The organism is Muribacter muris (assembly GCF_004569585.1).
Classification (GTDB): domain Bacteria; phylum Pseudomonadota; class Gammaproteobacteria; order Enterobacterales; family Pasteurellaceae; genus Muribacter; species Muribacter muris.
Window position 1 is genome coordinate 44,379 of sequence record NZ_SPPA01000008.1, and the last position, 18,605, is coordinate 62,983.

Here is an 18,605-nt window from a genome sequence, read left to right on the forward strand (position 1 = left end):
TTATGATTAAAGCAATTGCCGAAAGGTTTCAGCATAGTTTTAAAGCTTCCCACAATCAACCACCAAACCGCAATTTTGTGATAGAGATCATAAAATGCGTAGGTTACAAGCGGTCGGTTGCCCGCTATTTTTTGCAAAATATAATGGACGCAAGCGGTGCGTTTACCCGTGAGCAAGCATTTAGTTTTTACAACGCCGACATAACACTGCCTATTTTTGCTGGAAACAGACCGCTTGCCGATAAAAACTAAGCACGAAAATCCTGTTTTCGCACCCCTAACAACCAGAGGGTCGGGAAATAGCTGATGACGGCTAAGCCGATTAACCAGACAATCCAGTGAATTTTTTGCCAGAGCGACAGCACGAACCATTGTTCGAGGGCTGGGCAGAAATAGGAGACGGCTGCGCCCATTATGCAACCGGCGATCAACAACTTCAGCGCAAAAATTGCCGTTTTACCGCTGAGATTATAAATGTTGCGTTGGGCTAAGCCTCGATAGAGCAGGCTCATATTCACTGCTGCCGATAAGGTGGAGGCGATCGCCAAACCTAAATAGCCGAACGGGATGGCAAATACGCCGAAGCCGATATTGCTGACGGCGGCAATTATGCCGATTTTGACCGGCGTTTTGGTGTTTTGGTGAGCATAAAAGCCGTTAGCCAGCACGTTAATCAACATATAGCTGATGAGCCCGAAACACATTACAAACAGAGCTTGGGCGGCGGCAACAGCATCAGTGAGCTGGAATTTACCCCGCATAAACATTGTCATCATCAAGGGTTCGGCGAGGATCATCATTCCAATCATCGCCGGAATACCGAGCAACAGCACCATTCTTACCCCCCAATCCATTGTGCTTTGGAATTGGCGTTCGGCATCATTTAACGCTTTCTGTTTAGCAATACGGGAAAGGCTCGGCAAAATCACAGTGGAAATGGCAATGCCGAATAAGCCGAGGGGAAATTCAATTAGGCGGTCGGCATAGTAGAGCCAGCTAATCGAGCCGGTAACCAGAAAACTGGCGATCACTTGGTTGAGCAGCAGGTTAAGCTGAGTAACGGAAACACCGAACAGTGCCGGAATCATCAAATTCCGCACTTTTTTCACCCCCTCATCGTGCCACGCCCATTTCGGCTTGACCAATAGCCCCGTCTGTTTCATAAACGGAATTTGGAAGAGAAATTGCAGTAAACCGCCTAAAAATACCCCCCACGCCAAAGCCGTATCGGGCGAGTCAAAATAGGGTGCACCCCACATCGCGACCGCAATGATCGCTACATTCAACAGAACCGGCGAGAACGCCATTACACCGAATTTGCCGAGGGTATTCAGCACCGCGCCGGATAGTGCCACAAACGTGATAAACCATAAATAAGGGAAAGTGATTTTCAGCAATAGTGAGGCTTGGGTGAATTTATCCGCATTTTCGCCGCCGTTAAGCCAATCGACAAACCAGCCCGTGCCGAATAGTGCCGCGATTATCGGTGAGGCAAGCATTGCGACAAGGGTAACAACTGTAACTAAGCCGCCCAATGTGCCGGATACTTTGGCGATAAATTCACGGGTTTTGTCAATATCGTTATCGGCGTTATATTCCGCTAACACTGGCACGAAGGCTTTAGAAAATGCGCCCTCGGCGAATAATCGGCGCAGAAAGTTCGGAATGCGGTTGGCAAATAAAAAGACATCGGCTGCCACGCCCGCGCCCAATAAATTTGCCACCACAATATCACGGATTAAGCCTAAGATGCGGGAGAGTAGGGTCATTGTGCTGACGATCATTCCCGATTTTAATAATTTTTTGCTCACAATGTTCTCGGTGTAAAGTAAAAATTGATCGGAATTTTAGCAGTTTGTTATAGGAAAATCAGAAAAAAACTGCTAAAATCCGCCCCTATCTTTTACACAAGAACCGTTCTTGCGTGAACGATGTTATTTTCAAGCCCGTGTCTCGTTGAAAATGAAACTTTAAACTATCGATAGCACATAAAACTGCGGTTTTATGTTTTTTATTTTTACACAGATATTTTTTAGGAGTTTGACCTTGGCTAATATCAAGTCAGCAAAAAAACGCGCGATTCAATCTGAAAAACGTCGCCAACACAACGCAAGCCAACGCTCAATGATGCGTACATTCATCAAAAAAGTTTACGCAGCAGTAGCAACTGGCGATAAAGCCGCTTCACAAGCTGCTTTCGTTGAAATGCAAAAAGTGGTGGACAGAATGGCTTCTAAAGGCTTAATCCACGCAAACAAAGCGGCTAACCACAAATCAAAATTAGCTGCACAAATCAAAAAATTAGCATAATTTTTTGCCAATTTTGAGAAAAAACCGACCGCTTGGTCGGTTTTTTTATCGGTTGAAAACCTGTTTTTGTGTCTTTGCAGCGATAAATTTGAGTAGCACAGGCGGGGGAATTCGGCTTGCTTTTCGTTGCCGTTGTGTTAGGGTGAATGCCCACATTCTTTTTATAAAGGGAGTAAGAAAATGCAACGCCGTCAATTTTTACAATTCACCTCGCTCGGTTTAGCCTATTTGACTTTGCCGAAATATGTGTTTGCCGGACAGAGCCGCTTAAATGTGCCGGCTGCCTTGCAGGGCAATCCGCTACTGGATTTTAGCGGCTTGCCGGCATTCTCCAAAATCAAGCCGGAACACGTTAAGCCGGCGATCGATTTTCTGATTGCCGAGTGTCGAACCCTGACCGATAAACTGTCTGCCCAAACCAACCCCACTTGGCAAAATTTCTATTTGCCGTTGGCGGACGTTAATACGAAATTATCGCAGGTGTGGACGCTTGTCGGGCATCTCAAAGGGGTAAAAAGCGATGACGCCATTCGCAAAGCCCACGAAGTCTCACAAAAATCGATGACCGATTACAGCACTTGGGCGGGGCAGCATCAAGCCTTATACCAAGCCTATCTGACCCTGAAAGCTAGCCCTGAATTTCAGCAATACGACCTCGCCCAACAAAAAGCGATTGACGATGTGTTGCTGGATTTCCGCTTATCCGGCATTAGCCTGCCTGAAGACAAGCGGGCGGATTATGCCAAAATTATGCAAACGCTTTCCGAATTGGGCAGCAAATTTAGCAATAATGTGCTGGACGCGACGGCAAAATGGGAAAAACGCATTCAAGATCCCGCTGAACTCGCCGGCTTGAGCGAGCGGGCATTGGCGGCAGCGAAAGAGTCGGCGGAGAGTAAAAACCAGTCCGGCTACCGCATTACCCTTGATTATCCGAGCTACTCGGAGGTGATGACCTATTGCGAAAATGCGGCACTGCGGGAAGAAGTGTACAAAGCCTACGTCAGTCGAGCGTCCGAATTATCGGATCACACACTGGATAACAGCCCAATTATCGACCAAATTTTAGCCCAGCGTTTCGCATTGGCGAAATTACTCGATTTTGACAGCTATGCCGACTATTCCCTCGCCACCAAAATGGCGGAAAATCCGCAGCAAGTGCTGGATTTTTTGAACGATTTGGTCAAACGCAGCCGCCCGCAAGCGCAAAAAGAGCTCGCGGAACTTGCCGAGTACGCCAAAACCGAATTTGGCGTGCCAACCTTGAAAGCGTGGGACGTTGCATTTTACAGTCAAAAACAGAAGAACAGCCGTTATGCCGTCAATGACGAAGCACTGCGTCCTTATTTTCCGGAACAAAAAGTGCTGGCAGGTTTGTTTGAGATCTGCAAGCGGTTGTTTAACCTCACTATTTTGCAAAAAGACGGCGTGGATGTGTGGGACGACAGCGTACGCTTTTTTGACGTGTTTGACGGGCAAAATCAGCTACTCGGTTCGTTCTATTTCGACCCTTACGCCCGTGAAAATAAACGCAGCGGTGCGTGGATGAATGGCGTGATCTCCCGCCAAAAATTAGCGGACGGTAGCCTTGAAAAACCGGTTGCGTTTTTGGTGTGTAATTTCACCAAACCGTTGAAAGACAAGCCTTCACTGCTGTTACATCAAGAGGTGGAAACACTGTTCCACGAATTTGGACATACCCTGCACCATTTGCTGACCCAAGTGGAGGTGGTGGCGGTATCCGGTATTAACGGTGTTCCTTGGGACGCGGTGGAGTACCCGAGCCAAATGCTTGAAAATTGGTGCTGGCAGGCGGAGTCTTTGAAGTTGATTTCCGGTCATATCGACACCGGTGAACCGTTGCCGGATAAGTTATTAGAGAACATCTTACAGGCGCAAAATTACCAGTTTGCCTATAAAATGGGGCGGCAATTACAGTACGGCTTGTTGGATTTCCGCCTGCATACCGAATATCAACCGACAAAAGCCGGGTTTGTCCGCCAAATTGCAAACGAGGTAGAAGCGCAAGTGTCGGTGGTGGCATTGCCGCCTTATTACCGTTTTGAAAACGCCTTTAACCACATTTTTGCCGGCGGCTATGCGGCAGGTTATTACAGCTATATGTGGGCGGACGTTTTGGCGGCGGATTCCTTCTCCCGCTTTGCAGAAGAAGGCATTTTAAACCGCGAGGTCGGGCAAGCCTTTGTGGATCACATTTTATCCCAAGGCGGCACACGCTCACCAATGGCATTGTTCAAACAATTCCGGGGGCGAGAACCCCGTCTTGATGCGTTGCTCAAACAGCAGGGCATTTTATAACCCCTTTCGGCACAACTTGGGTTGTGCCGTTTTTTTGCCCGACAAAATGGTGCGGGTACTAACGTATAGCAATCATTTAATTTTGTGTAACGGCTACATAATGTCGCAAATTTAACTTACCATTCTCATTGAGCGATCAAGTATTAGGCGAAGCGGACAAGCGGTCGGTTTCGCCTTTTTATTTGCAAAATTAAACCACTGTATTTATTGACAGGGTGGAAAAATACTGTATTATACTGTTTATCTAAACAGTAAATGAGGAGTCGGTATGAAAGTGTTGGATATACGTTTTGTGAAAGAACGTGATACGAAAAAGCTAGCAATGCAAGAGCAGACAATGGATAAATTGTTGGAAAGGCTGCCGGAGCGCATTGCAGAGAAATTTGAGGATGTGAATGTGAGGGTACGCTTTTCCAGTGCTTCCGGTTTTGATATTTCGGGCTTTCGGGGCGATGAAAAAGAAGACTTTTTAGCCTTCTTGGAAGAACTGTGGGACGATCCGTTTTTGCTTGAGGATTAAGTATTATTTGGAACGGGGCACAATAACGCCCCGTAGCATCAATTTGCTCAGCCGTTTGATATCGGCTTTTGCAGATAACCCAAGATAAAATCAGCGATTTGCTCGATATTATTGATATTTAAGAGGTTTTCTCTTGCTAAAGGGTAATCCGTGGCGGTGGCGAGGGTGAAGTCATCCATCTCCGGTAAAGGTTTAGTGATGCCTTGACGGTGTAACTGAATTTTGGGTAATGGTTCGTGTTTAAAACCTTCGACCAAGATGAGATCAAGTGGCTGGCTGTCAAATTGGGCTACCAACTGGGCGAAGCTCGCAGGGTGGGGTGTTTCGGTCATCAATGCCCAACGTTGATCGCAAGCAATCATTGTCGGGTTTGCCCCTGCCAGCCGCAAACGGTGGCTGTCTTTGCCGACTTTATCCACTTCAATATGGTGATGGGAATGTTTAATCAGCCCGACCCGCAGCCCCCGTTGGTTTAAGAGAGGGATCAACTTTTCCAACAAGGTTGTTTTGCCCGTACCGCTGTGTCCGGTAATTGCTAAAATAGGCGTTTTGCAAAATGGGAATAGCATCTGCCCGCTTGCAAAATCTGCCTCGCAGTTAAAATTGTGGAAAGCCTGTGGTTGTTCGGAAAAATCGACCGCCACGCTTTTTTGTGTCGCAAAGAAATGCAATAAACGGCGTTGCCCTTGTGTCAGATAGGTTTTCAGGGCAGGTTCAACGTTGCGATGTAGCAGGGCAAATGTCGGGTGAGGGCGTTCACCATCGTGGGCATAGGCGATCTGTGCTTGGTTGATCGTGATTGCCGTATGCAGTTTTTTGAGCAAATTTTCGGGAAGTAACGGGCTGTCGCACGGCACGAATAGCAGGTAATCCCCATTAATATGGGTAAAACCGGACAGCATACCGCTTAACGGCCCTTGGAAATCGGGTAGCTGATCGGCGTATTGGGGTAAATCGGGGTAGAGGCGATCGTATTCGGCTTGCAAGCGGTTGATATTCAAGACAATATTGCAAACTTGTGGGCGTAGCCGTTCAAGAATATGGCTAATGAGAGGTTTACCTGCCCAGTGTTGCAATCCTTTCGGTTTGCCGTTTAAGCGGCGGGCTAACCCACCGGCTAAAATCACAGCGGAAATGTGCGTCATTTTTCTCCCCTTATTTTGCAAAATGAGGGGTAACAGTATATGATTTAGCCCTGTTTTCGACAAATTTTTTTAAGGATTGTGAAATGAAATGTAAGCGTTTAGAGGAAATGTTGGAATTACTCGGCGAGCATTGGCGCAAAGAACCGGATTTACATTTGCTGGATTTATTGCATAAGTTGGCGGAAGAAGTGGGCAAACCGCAACAATTAGATGCACTGTGTGATGAGGTGCTGATTTATCAGCTCAAAATGCGGGGCAAGGACAAAGCGGAGGCTATTCCGGGGCTGAAAAAAGATTATGAAGATGATTTTAAAACCGCATTATTGCGAGCTCGTGGAATTTTAACCGATTGATTTGGTCGAACACATTTTTAATAAAGAGGAAATCTGAATGAAAAAATTACCTTTGAAGGCCGTTTTCGTGGCATTATCTGCCCTTTTTGCGATTCAACCGAGCGTAATGGCGCAGGATTTTAGTGAAGGCAAGCACTATATTGAAGTCCGCCAAGTGCCTTCTACTCAAAAAGAAGTGGTCGAGTTTTTCTCGTTCTACTGCCCGCACTGCTATGATTTTGAATTAAATTATAAAATTCCAAGCAAAATTAAGGCAAAATTGCCGGAAGGCGCGGTGCTGAAACAGTACCACGTGAATTTCTTAGGTCGTCAATCTGAAAATTTAACTCGGGCTTGGGCGTTAGCAATGGCATTGGGCGTGGAAGATAAGGTGAAAACGCCGTTGTTTGAAAATGCCCAAAAAGATGCGATTAAATCAATGGACGATATTCGCACTATCTTTATCGCAAATGGCGTGAGTGCCGAGCAGTTTGACGGCGGTATCAACAGTTTTGCGGTAAACGGGTTAGTCAATAAACAGGTACAACTAGCGGAGAGCTTTAAAGTGCGCGGTGTGCCGGCATTTTTTGTGAATGAGCGGTTTCAGATCAATGCGGAAGGCTTTTCCGATGTCTCCTCAATGGGTGAATTTGTCGACCGTTATGTTGATGCTGCAATTTATTTAATCAAAAAATAAGCTGTTTGCGGTGGGGTTTTGCAAGATTTTTCCCTTATCCCACCGCTTGTTATCGTTATTTTGTCTTTTTAGTTGCACTGAAACTGGTGTCAAGATCTTTTAATTGACCAATAATCGCCTCACCTTTAAATATGGCTTTACCTGCAATTTCTTCAGCATTCGGCCCAAAGAATTTCCCCTCGTATGCCCCTTCAACCGTTCTTAAAAGATGACCTTCGCCCGCTACGGCTTTACCTTTGAAGCTGTTGCCGACAATGTCGGTATCTTTGAGCGAAATATTTCTTCGCCATAGTCCGTCAATAGCCAGTTTCCCGTTAAGTTTTTTGTTATCAAAATCGGCGTAGAGGGTCGAAGTACCAATATTTTTCACTTCACTGGTTACGTTGTCATAACGGCTGGCAACGCCGGAATAAGTTGCTTTACCTCTAAGATTATCAACAGTTGCACTTGGTGTTTCATCGCCGAAGTAGAAAATTTCTCTGTCTGGATTTTTGAGCCCAGCGTTCCAAGCCGCCTCAAGCGTATTGGCTAAGGCATAGCCTGTTAAACCGCCTAGTTTTAAACTTTTAGCAAGCGGCATTTTAATGGTATCGACAACAATTTCAGCAGACGTTTTCTGCTCTCGCCAAGCACCGCTGAAAGAGTATTGATTATTGTAGCCTGTGAGTGTGCCAAAGCCGATATCTTCGGTTTTGACCTCGCCTTTTGGCAGCTCTCTCACTTCAACAAAAGTGTGGGGCTTTGTATTGACTTTGGGCTTAACAGAAGGTTGAGATGATGAAGAGGCTTCTGCATTTGGGGTAGTGGGTTGGGGCTGTGCTTGAGAGGTCGCAGTATTTGGCGAAGCCGTAGGTTGAGAAGGTGCTGTCTGAGTAGGTTTGGATACGGTGGGATTGACCGCTTTTGGCGTATCGGAATGGGAACTGCCCCCTCCGCCACCGCAGGCGGTTAAAATCAGTGTTGCTAATAGGCTGGTGGTGAGTTTGAACGGTTTCATTTTTTAATCTCCTAGCACTAAGGTAAGTAAAATAGTAAAAATAATCAATGATTGAGTATTTAAGAAAATATACTACTTCGTAACAATCAATGCAAGCGTATAAATCCTAAAAATAATCGCTCAATGAGTACAGCAGTTGGAAAATGAAAATGAGCAGATTTATTGCAGCGGAAGTGGATTTGGCAATTGGTAAAAGAATACAGCAGCGACGCAAAGAAGTTGGGCTAACCGCCGAAAATTTAGCGGAGCAGATTGGGGTTTCGCAGCAGCAATTCTCCCGCTATGAACGGGGTGCAACTAAAATTAATGTCGCTCACTTAGTCAATATTGCGGTGATTTTAAACACGCCGATTAGCTGGTTTTTTGCCGATAGCAAAGCGGAAAACCTGACTTTTTCCGTTCAAGAGCATTATGTGCCGATCCGCAACGATGCACTTAAACAGCGGTTGGACTATCATTGGGCGAAGCTCTCGAACGAGCAAAAACGTAATCTGATCAATTTTTTGGATTCCATCAACAAATAGCAGGCTACTGCTACGATCAGTTGTGAAATTGACGGCTTTTCGCCAATTTTGCAAGATTTTCATCGCAAAATGGCGCAAATTCAGGTAACCTACGCAGGTTTTTCTCGGCTAAACGGGTCGGGTATGATTTATTTTTAAACTGACAAACGGATCTCACAATGGATATTCGCAAAATTAAAAAACTTATCGAATTAGTTGAAGAATCAGGTATCACTGAATTAGAAGTATCTGAAGAAGAGGGTACAGTGCGTATTAGCCGTGCTGCGCCGGCGGCAGCACCTGCGGCAGTACAATATGCGGTAGCGCCGCAAGCACCGGTTGCACCGGCAGCTGTTCCGGCAGCGACGCCTGCGGTGGCAGCAGCCGAACCCGCAGCAGCGGATGTGTCCGGCCACGCGGTACTTTCGCCGATGGTGGGGACGTTCTACCGTAGCCCAAGCCCTGAAGCGAAGCCGTTCGTAGAAGTGGGACAAACAGTAAGCATTGGCGATGCGTTATGTATTGTAGAAGCAATGAAAATGATGAACCGTATTGAGTCTGATAAAGCCGGCACAATTAAAGCGATTTTGGTGAATGACGGTGAAGCGGTCGAGTTTGATCAAAAACTCTTTATTATTGAATAATCTTCTGACAAGCGGTGCGTGCCGGCAAAAAATCTGCAAAAACTCGCCGCTTGTTACCTTAAAAGGACACGCAAATGTTAGAAAAAGTGGTGATTGCAAACCGTGGCGAGATTGCATTGCGGATTTTGCGAGCCTGTAAAGAGCTGGGGATCAAAACCGTGGCGGTGCATTCAACCGCCGATCGTGAATTAAAACACGTCTTACTGGCGGACGAAACGATCTGCATCGGGCCTGCGCCTTCAACACAAAGTTATCTGAATATTCCCCGCATTATTGCTGCGGCAGAAGTTACCGGTGCGGATGCGATTCACCCCGGTTACGGTTTTTTATCGGAAAATGCCAATTTTGCCGAGCAAGTGGAAACCTCCGGTTTTATTTTTATTGGGCCGACGGCTGAGGTTATTCGTTTAATGGGCGATAAAGTGTCGGCGATTAACGCAATGAAAAAAGCCGGCGTGCCTTGTGTGCCGGGATCGGACGGGCCGGTGGGCAATGATGCGGCAAAAAATAAAGAGATCGCCAAACGCATCGGCTATCCGGTGATTATCAAAGCCTCCGGCGGCGGTGGCGGGCGTGGTATGCGGGTGGTTCACCACGAGAAAGATTTGGAAGAAGCGATCGCAATGACGAAGTCCGAAGCGAAGGCGGCGTTCAATAATGATATGGTGTATATGGAGAAATACCTTGAAAATCCACGCCATATCGAAATTCAAGTGCTGGCAGATACCCACGGCAATGCTGTCTATTTGGCGGAGCGGGATTGCTCAATGCAACGCCGCCATCAAAAAGTGGTGGAAGAAGCACCGGCACCGGGGATTAGCGAAGAGTTACGCCGTTTTATCGGCGAGCGTTGTGCGAAAGCGTGCTTGGAAATCGGCTACCGTGGCGCAGGGACGTTTGAGTTCTTATACGAAAACGGTGAATTTTATTTTATCGAAATGAACACCCGCTTGCAAGTAGAGCATCCGGTAACGGAAATGATCACCGGAGTGGACTTGGTGAAAGAGCAGTTACGGGTTGCCGCCGGCTTACCGATTTCAATTAAGCAGGAAGATATTAAGGTGCGCGGTCACGCAATGGAGTGCCGGATTAACGCCGAAGATCCGAACACCTTTTTACCGTCGCCGGGTAAAATTACCCGTTTGCACGTGCCGGGCGGTTTGGGCGTACGTTGGGATTCCCACATTTACGCCGGCTATTCCGTGCCGCCGCACTACGATTCAATGATCGGGAAATTGATCACCTACGCCGAGAGCCGTGATATAGCCATTCGCCGAATGGAAAATGCGTTGTCGGAAACGATCATTGACGGGATCAAAACCAATATCCCGTTGCACCAGCAGATCCTAGAGGATAAAAATTTCCGCAAAGGCGGCACCAATATTCACTATTTAGAGAAAAAATTGGGTTTGAAATAAGATCATTTTGACAATAATAAGGCACGCATATGCGTGCCTTATTTTTTACAGAAAAGAGGTTGAAAGTAACCGCTTGCTGTCCTGCTTATTTGGATAAATGGCGAATAAAAATTTGGCGGGGCTGGGTTAAGCCGAGCTTCTCCGCTTCATTGACTAAATTCATCGCTTTATTAATATCACGATTTTTTAAAGCCGCTAAAACGGCGTGATTGAAATAATCTTCGGTACTTTGTTCAACCGGTTTAGACGCAATTTGCATTGCCGTTTTCTCCATAGTCGGTTGAGATGTAGGGCGATCGCTGAATAAGCCGATAAATTGGTTTGTGGCTTGTCCGTCTTTTAGGGTTAAGGTAATTTTGCCGTGCGTGCTGTGTTGAATATCAATATCGGCAATTGCAGGCGGTTGATTGCCTTTCGCTTTTGCCAGCAGCTTAGCGGGGTGCGTTACCCGTGTTTTGCCTTGCCTATCTTGGTCGGTTGTGTAGATCAGTAAATAGACGGCGGTTTGATCTGCCGTTGGGGTGAGATTGAGTTCGCCGATAAAGCGGGCAGGGTGTAACCCTTGTTCCTGCTCAAACCGAAATTGTGATGACGGGTAGTGCAGTGCCGGTTTAAATTGTCTGTCTAAGACCAATACGTTTGGGGCGAAGACCGATTGATTTTGAACAACCTCACTGGTAATGCTAAGCTGAAGCGTCTCTTGATTTACCGGTAGCCGATAGCCAATCACACCGCCGCTTGCCCCTTGCATTGTGGCTAATTGCTGTGTGAAAAGATCGAGGGTTTGACTGTGGCTTGGTGGCGAGATTGTACGCCATTGCATAGTGGCAAGCTCCGCTTTGGTCGGTTGAAACTGGGCAGCAGCGGGCAGCGCGAGCAATAAGGCGGATAAAAGTAGCGTTCGGGAGAATTTCATTGTACCTCCAAAGAAAAAGGGGGGGAAGCGGTCGGTTTTGAGTGAAAAATGGTAATGTTACCGTTGCAAAATATCCGCATTAACTGACCGTTTATAACATTTCTAATCGGAAAGAATTACCACCAAGCCTCGAATTGTACGCCAGTGATGAACTCACTGTCTTTGGCTTTATAGCCTGCATCGGTACGCTCGGTTGTGTTGAATTTATCGTTCCATTTTGCATAAGTGCCGAATACCCGAATAGCAGGACGTGCCCAAATGCTGCTGCCGGCTTGCCATTGTTGTGCAAGGGTAATTTTGGTCAGATCGTTTTTCTTATCGCTCGCTTGATCTTTAATGCGATCATAGCCGACCTCAACTAAGGAACTCATCGTGTCCGTCCATTTATACATTGGGCGAATACCGGCGGAATACCACGTTTTGCCCGCTTTGTTGTCGAGTTTGGTTTTTTCGTAAATTAACGCATACATTAACTCAATTTTATCGCTGGCTTGCACGACACCTTGATTGATAAGGCGGATCATATTGCCACGGTTGCTGTCAAGCGAGCCTTGAGAATGTCCGTTATTCCAAGAGGTCATCGAGTCTTTGGCGTATTGTGCGGTCAATTTGTTAAAGCCGCCGAAGAAATTACCTTGGGTATATTCCAATGTTGCCAAATAGCCTTTTTTGGTCGGGTTGTTGTTGGCATAAAGACTGTTATCTTTTTTGTGGGCGTTGCCGTAGTCAAAACCCAGCTTGAGAGATCCGTCTTGCCATAATTCAATGCCGGCTAAACGTACGTCGAAAATGTCGTTATAGACCTCTTTTTTGCTATCACGGTTGCTAACGTAGGCTTTTTTGTTGTAATCATAATAGTAAGAAAATGCACCGCCTTCTTCAGTATTACGGGTAACGGCAAGGGAGAGTTTACCAATGCCGAGATCGATATTTTCTATCCCAGCACCCGGGCCGGAAATGTCCCAATAGTAGAAGTCGTTCATATGAACATCGTGGCGTTGATAGAAACGTTTACCAGCCCAAAGCGTTGCGCCCGGTAGGCTGTCGGCGAAATTTTTGAACTGAACGTTTAATTCACGCAAAGCAGGGCTGGTTGCTGTCCAGTCGTTATTGTGTAGTGTACCACCGTAGGCAACATTGGAATCCAGATAGATGGATTTTTCGCCCGCTTTATATAGCTCTTTGCCCAGTTTAAATTCGGCGTATGTGTCCGATTCATTGCCCAAACGATATTTTGACCCGCCGCCGTTCACGGTGAAAGCGGATTGCTCACCGCCACCGGATGTCCAGCCGATCCCCGAACGGGCATAACCGTGAAATTCGAGAGCAAAGGCCGAGCTGGAAGCAACAACGCCGGCAACTAAGAGGGATAAGTGGGTTTTGTTAATATTCATAGAGAAGCTCCTTTAGCTGTTATTAAAATTTTGGGTAAAGAAACCCCTATTCATTTATTTTCATAAATGAACCTTAAATAAATAGGGGACGTTTTACACTATGAAAAGGTTATACGCCGAGTTCTTTAAAGAGGCGGCGGCAGGCATTGCCGTTTTCTTTGAAAAGGTGGCAGCGGTTCGGGTTGATGCCGATAGCCATTGTGTCGCCCTCTTCAACCAGCACAATATCGTTTTGGCGATAGACAAGGCTCTGTTTGATGGCAGGCAGCTCGACATAAATTTGGGTTTCATTACCCAGTTGTTCAACCACTTTTACCGTGCCGCTGATGTTAATTTCGCTCTGCTCGCTTGGCAGTAAGTGTTCCGGGCGGATACCGAGCGAGAGGTTATCGCCGATCTTCACGCCTTGGCTGTCCACCGGTACCCAGAAATTAAGGTTATTCGCATCTGGCACTTCGATTTTTACGCCGTCCGCTTTGACATCAATTACTTTGACCGGTAAGAAATTCATTTTCGGCGAGCCGATAAAGCCCGCAACAAAGCGGTTGGCCGGATAATGATAGAGTTCGAGCGGTTTGCCGACTTGTGCCACATTCGTTGCAATTTTTGTGCTGTTTCCGAGCGGTTGTAATACCACTATTTTATCGGCGAGCGTCATTGCTTCGACTTGGTCGTGGGTAACATAAATCATTGTGCGACCGAGTTTTTTGTGCAGTTTGGAGATTTCGACCCGCATTTGTACCCGTAACCCTGCATCTAAATTGGACAAGGGCTCGTCCAGTAGGAACACATCCGGTTGGGAAACCAACGTTCGCCCGATTGCAACCCGTTGGCGTTGTCCGCCGGACAGCTCTTTCGGTTTACGTTGTAGTAAATGTGCCAGTTGCAGAATTTCGGCGACTTGATTGACCTTTTGTTCGATATCGGTTTTCGCCGCCCCTGCCAGTTTTAGCCCGAACGACATATTTTCCGCCACGGTGAGATGAGGATAGAGGGCGTAAGATTGGAAGACCATTCCGATATTGCGTTTTGCCGGCGGGACATCATTCATTCGGGTATCGCCGATGAATAAATCGCCGGTGCTGATCTCTTCTAAGCCGGCAATCATTCTGAGCACGGTGGATTTTCCGCAGCCGGAAGGGCCGACAAACACCACAAATTCGCCCTCTTTTATCTCTAAGTTAATATCCCGAGAAATATGCACATCACCGTAGGATTTTCCGACTTTCACTAATCTCACATCTGCCATAGTTACTATCCTTTTCGATTTAATTTGAGTTTTGGGCTTAGCTTACCCGCCAAAGTAGGATTTGAAATCATACTTTTGTAAAATTTTTTGGCAATTTAAATGGAAAATTTTGTGTGAAGATTTGTGATTTAGATCACAATTTAAGCGCATTTTTTTGTGATCTCGCTCTCATTTTGAGGTTTTTTCGGTTAAAGTGTGAAGTCGATCACTAATTCTAGGCGGAGGGGGGAGGGAAGGGGATGATGAACTCAACCTTGAAATTTTTCATTATTCAGAACGTAAAACGTTCTTCCAATCACGTCAAAATGAGGAAAATCCGATGAGAAAACTTACAAATACAGCGTTAGCCGTCTTTGCCGGACTTGTGATGGCACAAGGTGTCAATGCGAAATTAGTCGAAGGGCAATTAAATGTGTGGATCAGCGCCGATAAAGGTTATAACGGTTTGGCGGAAGTCGGTAAAGCATTTGAAGCCGAAACGGGGGTGAAAGTCTTGGTTGAGCATCCGGGCAAACTTGAAGAATTATTCCCGCAAGTGGCGGCAACCGGTGATGGCCCGGATATTATCATTTTTGCCCACGACCGTTTTGGCGGTTATGCACAAGCGGGCTTATTAGCCGAAATTCATCCGGACGCTGCTTTTAAAGCAAAACTCTCCGATATTGGTTGGAATGCCACCAAATATAACGGTAAGCAAATTGCCTATCCGATTGCGCTAGAGTCTCTTTCGCTTATTTATAACAAAGATTTAGTGCCGACCCCGCCGAAAACGTGGGAGGAAGTGGAAGCCTTAGATAAAGATCTCAAGGCGAAAGGCAAAAGTGCGATTATGTGGAACTTAGCCGAACCCTATTTCAGTTGGCCGTTGATTTCGTCCCAAGGGGCGTATGCATTTAAAGTAACCGCTAATGGCTACGATGTGAAAGATATTGGCGTGAACAACGAAGCGGCACAAAAAGGCTTGCAATTTGTCGCGGATTTAGTGAATAAAAAAGTGCTTAACGCCGATACGGATTATTCTGTGGCGGAAGCCTCGTTCAACAAAGGGAACACGGCAATGACGATTAACGGCCCGTGGGCGTGGGCAAATATTGAGAAAAGCGGTATCAATTACGGTGTTGCTGTCTTGCCAACCTTAAACGGCCACGCCGGTAAGCCGTTTGTCGGCGTATTAAGCGCGGCGGTAAATGCAGCCAGCCCGAACCAAGATTTAGCAAAAGAGTTCTTAGAAAATCACGTCCTCACGGATGCCGGTTTAGAGACGATCAATAAAGATGCGCCGTTGGGAGCGGTAGCGTTGAAGAGCTATCAAGAAAAGCTGGCGGCTGACCCTCGCATTGCGGCAACAATGGAAAACGCACAAAACGGTGAAATTATGCCGAATATTCCGCAAATGAGCCGTTTCTGGTATGCTGAAAAAGCAGCAATCGACAGTGTGGTTAATGGCCGCCAAAGCGTAAAAGCGGCGTTAGATGAAGCGCAAGCGAAAATCGAAAAAGAATAATGGTCTTTTTGACAAAGGTTTCCCCCTGACTAAAGGGGGATTTTAAGGGGGATTTCGACACATTTATTCAAGTTTAATGGTATGTTGATCCCCTTTGCCGTTCTTTGAAGCGGGCATTTAATCTATACTCGGATTCCTATAAAAATAAGGAAAACACAATGCAATCCTCAATCTTACCTTCATCGTCCGCTTGGACGAAACGCGTCTTAGTCGGACTGCTTTATTTAATTGCCTTTTATCTGGTGTTTACCATCTACTTACAGGGTGAAATTCTATTTGCCTTAGTTACGCTCGTGTTAGTAACCGCCGGCATTTATGTGTTTAGCTCGCAAAAGGCTTACCGCTGGCGTTATCTTTTCCCCGGTGTATCGGCAATCGGTATTTTTGTCGTCTTTCCGTTACTTTGCACGGTAGTGATTGCCTTTACCAATTATAGCGGCTCCAATCAGCTTTCGTTTGAGCGGGTGGTTAGCCAATTAAAAAGCCAAACCTATTTTTCTGGCGAGCGTTTCGATTTTAAATTGTTGGATAACGGGCAGGGGCAGCATCAAATGGCATTACAAAATGCACATTTGCAAAAAATCTATCTTTCCGACCCGCTTGTCTTGTCGGATTTAGCGGCGGACATCAAGGTGGCGGAAGTTGCCGAACTGCCGAGCTTGCCGGTTGCCCCGTTGAAAGTTATCACCCAAAACCGTCAAGCATTGCAAAATGCCAATGTGGTGTTACCGAGCGAAGAGAGATTGACGATGAGTTCGTTACGCCAATTTTCGCAGCAGAGCGCCCGCTATCATTTTGACGAAACCACCCAGATTTTAACCAATCAAGAAACGGGCGAGCGTTATCAGCCGAATAACGACATCGGTTTTTTTCAACAAATTGACGAGCAAGGGCAATTTAGTGCCAAACGCTTGGAGCCGGGTTATACCGTCGGGGTGGGCTGGCAGAATTTCATCAAAATTTTAACCGATGAAGGCGTGCAGAAACCCTTTATCCAAATTTTTATCTGGACGGTCATTTTCGCCCTGCTCACCGTGGTGTTTACAACTTTACTCGGAATGATCTTCGCATCGTTAGTCCAGTGGGAAGCCTTGAAAGGCAAAGCGGCTTACCGTTTATTGCTTATCCTGCCTTATGCTGTGCCGGGCTTTATCTCCATTTTGGTGTTCAAAGGTTTATTCAACCAAAGTTTCGGCGAAATTAACCTGATTTTAGACACCCTGTTTGGGATTCGTCCTGAATGGTTTAACGATCCCTTCCTTGCCAAAATGATGTTGTTAATCGTCAATACCTGGTTGGGTTATCCGTATATGATGATCGTCTGTATGGGCTTGTTGAAAGCGATCCCGCAAGATCTCTACGAAGCCTCGGCAATTGACGGTGCAAGCGTATGGCAAAATTTCACCAAAATTACGATGCCGATGTTGATTAAACCGTTGATGCCGCTAATGATTGCCAGCTTTGCGTTTAACTTCAATAACTTCGTCTTGATCCAGCTCTTAACCCAAGGGCGCCCGGCAATGATCGGCACGAGTACACCGGCAGGGCATACGGATTTATTGGTGAGCTATACCTACCGTATCGCCTTTGAAGGCAGCGGCTCGCAAGACTTCGGCTTGGCAGCGGCGATTGCGGTAATCATCTTCTTACTCGTAAGTGGCTTGGCATTATTCCAAATTCGTTTAACCAAGTTACAACAGGATTAACCCTTTTGACAGCGGGGCAAAATCCTGCCCCACTTAACCATTTTTAATAGGAAAGTCTTATGGCGATTGTTCAACCGAAATCAATGAAAGTGCGTTTATTTGCCACTCATCTTTTTCTGATCGGCTTTTGTGCGCTGATTATGTTTCCGTTACTGATGATTTTAGGCATATCCCTGCGTCCCGGTAACTTAGCGTTAGGGGAAATTATCCCCAGCCAAATTTCGCTCGAACACTGGAAATTGGCACTTGGCTTTAGCGTAACCAATGCCGACGGCAGTGTTATGCCACCGCCGTTTCCGGTACTATTGTGGCTATGGAACTCGGTGAAAGTTGCGGGGGTAACGGCAATTATTACCCTTTCACTGTCCACCACTGCTGCTTATGCCTTTGCCCGCCTGCGGTTTGCCGGTAAATCAATGTTGCTGCAAAGTATGTTGATTTTCCAAATGTTTCCGGCGGTGTTATCGCTGGTCGCCCTCTATGCCTTGTTCGACCGCTTAGGGAATTATGTGCCGTTTTTAGGGTTGAATACCCACGGCGGGGTGATTTTCGCTTACCTAGGCGGGATTGCAATGCACGTTTGGACGATCAAAGGCTACTTTGAAACGATCGACAAATCCCTCGAAGAAGCCGCTGCCCTAGACGGCGCAAGCCCGTGGCAAACTTTCCGCTTAATTTTATTGCCGTTATCCGTGCCGATTTTAGCGGTGGTATTTATCCTCGCCTTTATCTCAGCGATTATTGAAGTGCCGGTTGCCTCGCTCTTGCTGCGTGATGTGAGCAATTACACCTTAGCGGTGGGAATGCAGCAATATCTGCACCCGCAAAATTACTTATGGGGCGACTTCGCCGCTGCCGCTATTCTGTCGGCAATCCCGATTACGTTGGTCTTCATTATTGCGCAACGCTGGTTAGTGGGCGGTTTAACCGCCGGCGGTGTGAAAGGTTAGTT

18 protein-coding genes are annotated in these 18,605 nt (G+C 46.5%); 12 read left to right on the forward strand and 6 right to left on the reverse strand.

What is annotated here, in order from left to right; all coding sequences use genetic code 11:
* Nucleotides 1–2: 2 nt before the first annotated feature.
* Complete coding sequence (locus E4T80_RS12970) at nucleotides 3–251, forward strand: hypothetical protein (protein ID WP_194188937.1); 249 nt, start codon at nucleotides 3–5, stop codon at nucleotides 249–251.
* Here the strand turns inward: E4T80_RS12970 and murJ are convergent.
* Nucleotides 248–1,810, reverse strand: a complete 1,563-nt coding sequence (gene murJ, locus E4T80_RS04890) for a murein biosynthesis integral membrane protein MurJ (RefSeq protein ID WP_135055582.1) — start codon at nucleotides 1,808–1,810, stop codon at nucleotides 248–250. The two genes, E4T80_RS12970 and murJ, sit on opposite strands and share 4 nt — an antisense overlap.
* A gap of 235 nt (nucleotides 1,811–2,045) precedes the next feature.
* Here murJ and rpsT point away from each other — a divergent pair, with 235 nt between their 5' ends.
* The 3 genes from rpsT (at nucleotide 2,046) to E4T80_RS04905 (ending at nucleotide 5,148) form a co-directional block, all read left to right on the forward strand.
* Nucleotides 2,046–2,309 (forward strand): 30S ribosomal protein S20, encoded by a 264-nt coding sequence (rpsT, locus tag E4T80_RS04895; RefSeq protein WP_047977691.1) that lies wholly within the window; start codon nucleotides 2,046–2,048, stop codon nucleotides 2,307–2,309.
* A gap of 180 nt (nucleotides 2,310–2,489) precedes the next feature.
* The gene (gene prlC, locus E4T80_RS04900; RefSeq protein ID WP_135055585.1) at nucleotides 2,490–4,628 is read left to right on the forward strand and encodes an oligopeptidase A; all 2,139 of its coding nucleotides are present in this window, start codon (nucleotides 2,490–2,492) and stop codon (nucleotides 4,626–4,628) included.
* 268 nt (nucleotides 4,629–4,896) lie between these two features.
* Nucleotides 4,897–5,148, forward strand: a complete 252-nt coding sequence (locus E4T80_RS04905; protein ID WP_047977696.1) for a DinI-like family protein — start codon at nucleotides 4,897–4,899, stop codon at nucleotides 5,146–5,148.
* Nucleotides 5,149–5,195: 47 nt separating this feature from the next.
* On the opposite strand, the gene mobA is transcribed toward E4T80_RS04905, so the two are convergent.
* Nucleotides 5,196–6,293, reverse strand: a complete 1,098-nt coding sequence (mobA, locus tag E4T80_RS04910) for a molybdenum cofactor guanylyltransferase MobA (protein WP_135055589.1) — start codon at nucleotides 6,291–6,293, stop codon at nucleotides 5,196–5,198.
* Between the two features lie 83 nt (nucleotides 6,294–6,376).
* On the opposite strand from mobA, the gene E4T80_RS04915 reads away from it, so the two are divergent.
* Nucleotides 6,377–6,646, forward strand: coding sequence for a DUF1040 family protein (locus E4T80_RS04915; RefSeq protein WP_135055592.1), 270 nt, complete (start codon nucleotides 6,377–6,379; stop codon nucleotides 6,644–6,646).
* 37 nt (nucleotides 6,647–6,683) lie between these two features.
* Complete coding sequence (dsbA, locus tag E4T80_RS04920) at nucleotides 6,684–7,322, forward strand: thiol:disulfide interchange protein DsbA (protein ID WP_135055596.1); 639 nt, start codon at nucleotides 6,684–6,686, stop codon at nucleotides 7,320–7,322.
* Nucleotides 7,323–7,377: 55 nt separating this feature from the next.
* On the opposite strand, the gene E4T80_RS04925 is transcribed toward dsbA, so the two are convergent.
* A complete protein-coding gene (locus E4T80_RS04925) occupies nucleotides 7,378–8,319 on the reverse strand; it encodes a Slam-dependent surface lipoprotein (RefSeq protein ID WP_135055599.1) in 942 nt (313 codons plus the stop codon).
* 149 nt (nucleotides 8,320–8,468) lie between these two features.
* Between E4T80_RS04925 and E4T80_RS04930 the strand changes: the two genes are divergently transcribed.
* The 3 genes from E4T80_RS04930 (at nucleotide 8,469) to accC (ending at nucleotide 10,884) form a co-directional block, all read left to right on the forward strand.
* Nucleotides 8,469–8,843 carry a helix-turn-helix domain-containing protein gene (locus E4T80_RS04930; protein ID WP_135055602.1) on the forward strand — a complete coding sequence of 125 codons (375 nt, stop codon included), beginning with the start codon at nucleotides 8,469–8,471 and terminating at the stop codon, nucleotides 8,841–8,843.
* A gap of 158 nt (nucleotides 8,844–9,001) precedes the next feature.
* On the forward strand, nucleotides 9,002–9,466 hold the full coding sequence (accB, locus tag E4T80_RS04935) for an acetyl-CoA carboxylase biotin carboxyl carrier protein (RefSeq protein ID WP_135055604.1): 465 nt from the start codon (nucleotides 9,002–9,004) through the stop codon (nucleotides 9,464–9,466).
* A 74-nt stretch (nucleotides 9,467–9,540) separates the two neighbouring features.
* Nucleotides 9,541–10,884 carry an acetyl-CoA carboxylase biotin carboxylase subunit gene (gene accC, locus E4T80_RS04940; RefSeq protein ID WP_135055608.1) on the forward strand — a complete coding sequence of 448 codons (1,344 nt, stop codon included), beginning with the start codon at nucleotides 9,541–9,543 and terminating at the stop codon, nucleotides 10,882–10,884.
* Between the two features lie 85 nt (nucleotides 10,885–10,969).
* On the opposite strand, the gene E4T80_RS04945 is transcribed toward accC, so the two are convergent.
* The 3 genes from E4T80_RS04945 to malK form a co-directional block, all read right to left on the reverse strand.
* Nucleotides 10,970–11,800, reverse strand: coding sequence for a MalM family protein (locus E4T80_RS04945; RefSeq protein WP_135055611.1), 831 nt, complete (start codon nucleotides 11,798–11,800; stop codon nucleotides 10,970–10,972).
* Nucleotides 11,801–11,916: 116 nt separating this feature from the next.
* The gene (locus E4T80_RS04950; protein ID WP_135055614.1) at nucleotides 11,917–13,194 is read right to left on the reverse strand and encodes a maltoporin; all 1,278 of its coding nucleotides are present in this window, start codon (nucleotides 13,192–13,194) and stop codon (nucleotides 11,917–11,919) included.
* Between the two features lie 109 nt (nucleotides 13,195–13,303).
* Nucleotides 13,304–14,443, reverse strand: a complete 1,140-nt coding sequence (gene malK, locus E4T80_RS04955) for a maltose/maltodextrin ABC transporter ATP-binding protein MalK (protein ID WP_047977230.1) — start codon at nucleotides 14,441–14,443, stop codon at nucleotides 13,304–13,306.
* Nucleotides 14,444–14,762: 319 nt separating this feature from the next.
* Here malK and malE point away from each other — a divergent pair, with 319 nt between their 5' ends.
* From malE to malG, 3 genes are all read left to right on the forward strand, one after another.
* Nucleotides 14,763–15,947 (forward strand): maltose/maltodextrin ABC transporter substrate-binding protein MalE, encoded by a 1,185-nt coding sequence (gene malE / locus E4T80_RS04960; protein ID WP_047977229.1) that lies wholly within the window; start codon nucleotides 14,763–14,765, stop codon nucleotides 15,945–15,947.
* A 158-nt stretch (nucleotides 15,948–16,105) separates the two neighbouring features.
* A complete protein-coding gene (gene malF, locus E4T80_RS04965) occupies nucleotides 16,106–17,653 on the forward strand; it encodes a maltose ABC transporter permease MalF (RefSeq protein WP_135055617.1) in 1,548 nt (515 codons plus the stop codon).
* A 59-nt stretch (nucleotides 17,654–17,712) separates the two neighbouring features.
* The gene (gene malG, locus E4T80_RS04970) at nucleotides 17,713–18,603 is read left to right on the forward strand and encodes a maltose ABC transporter permease MalG (protein WP_135055620.1); all 891 of its coding nucleotides are present in this window, start codon (nucleotides 17,713–17,715) and stop codon (nucleotides 18,601–18,603) included.
* Nucleotides 18,604–18,605 lie beyond the last annotated feature (2 nt).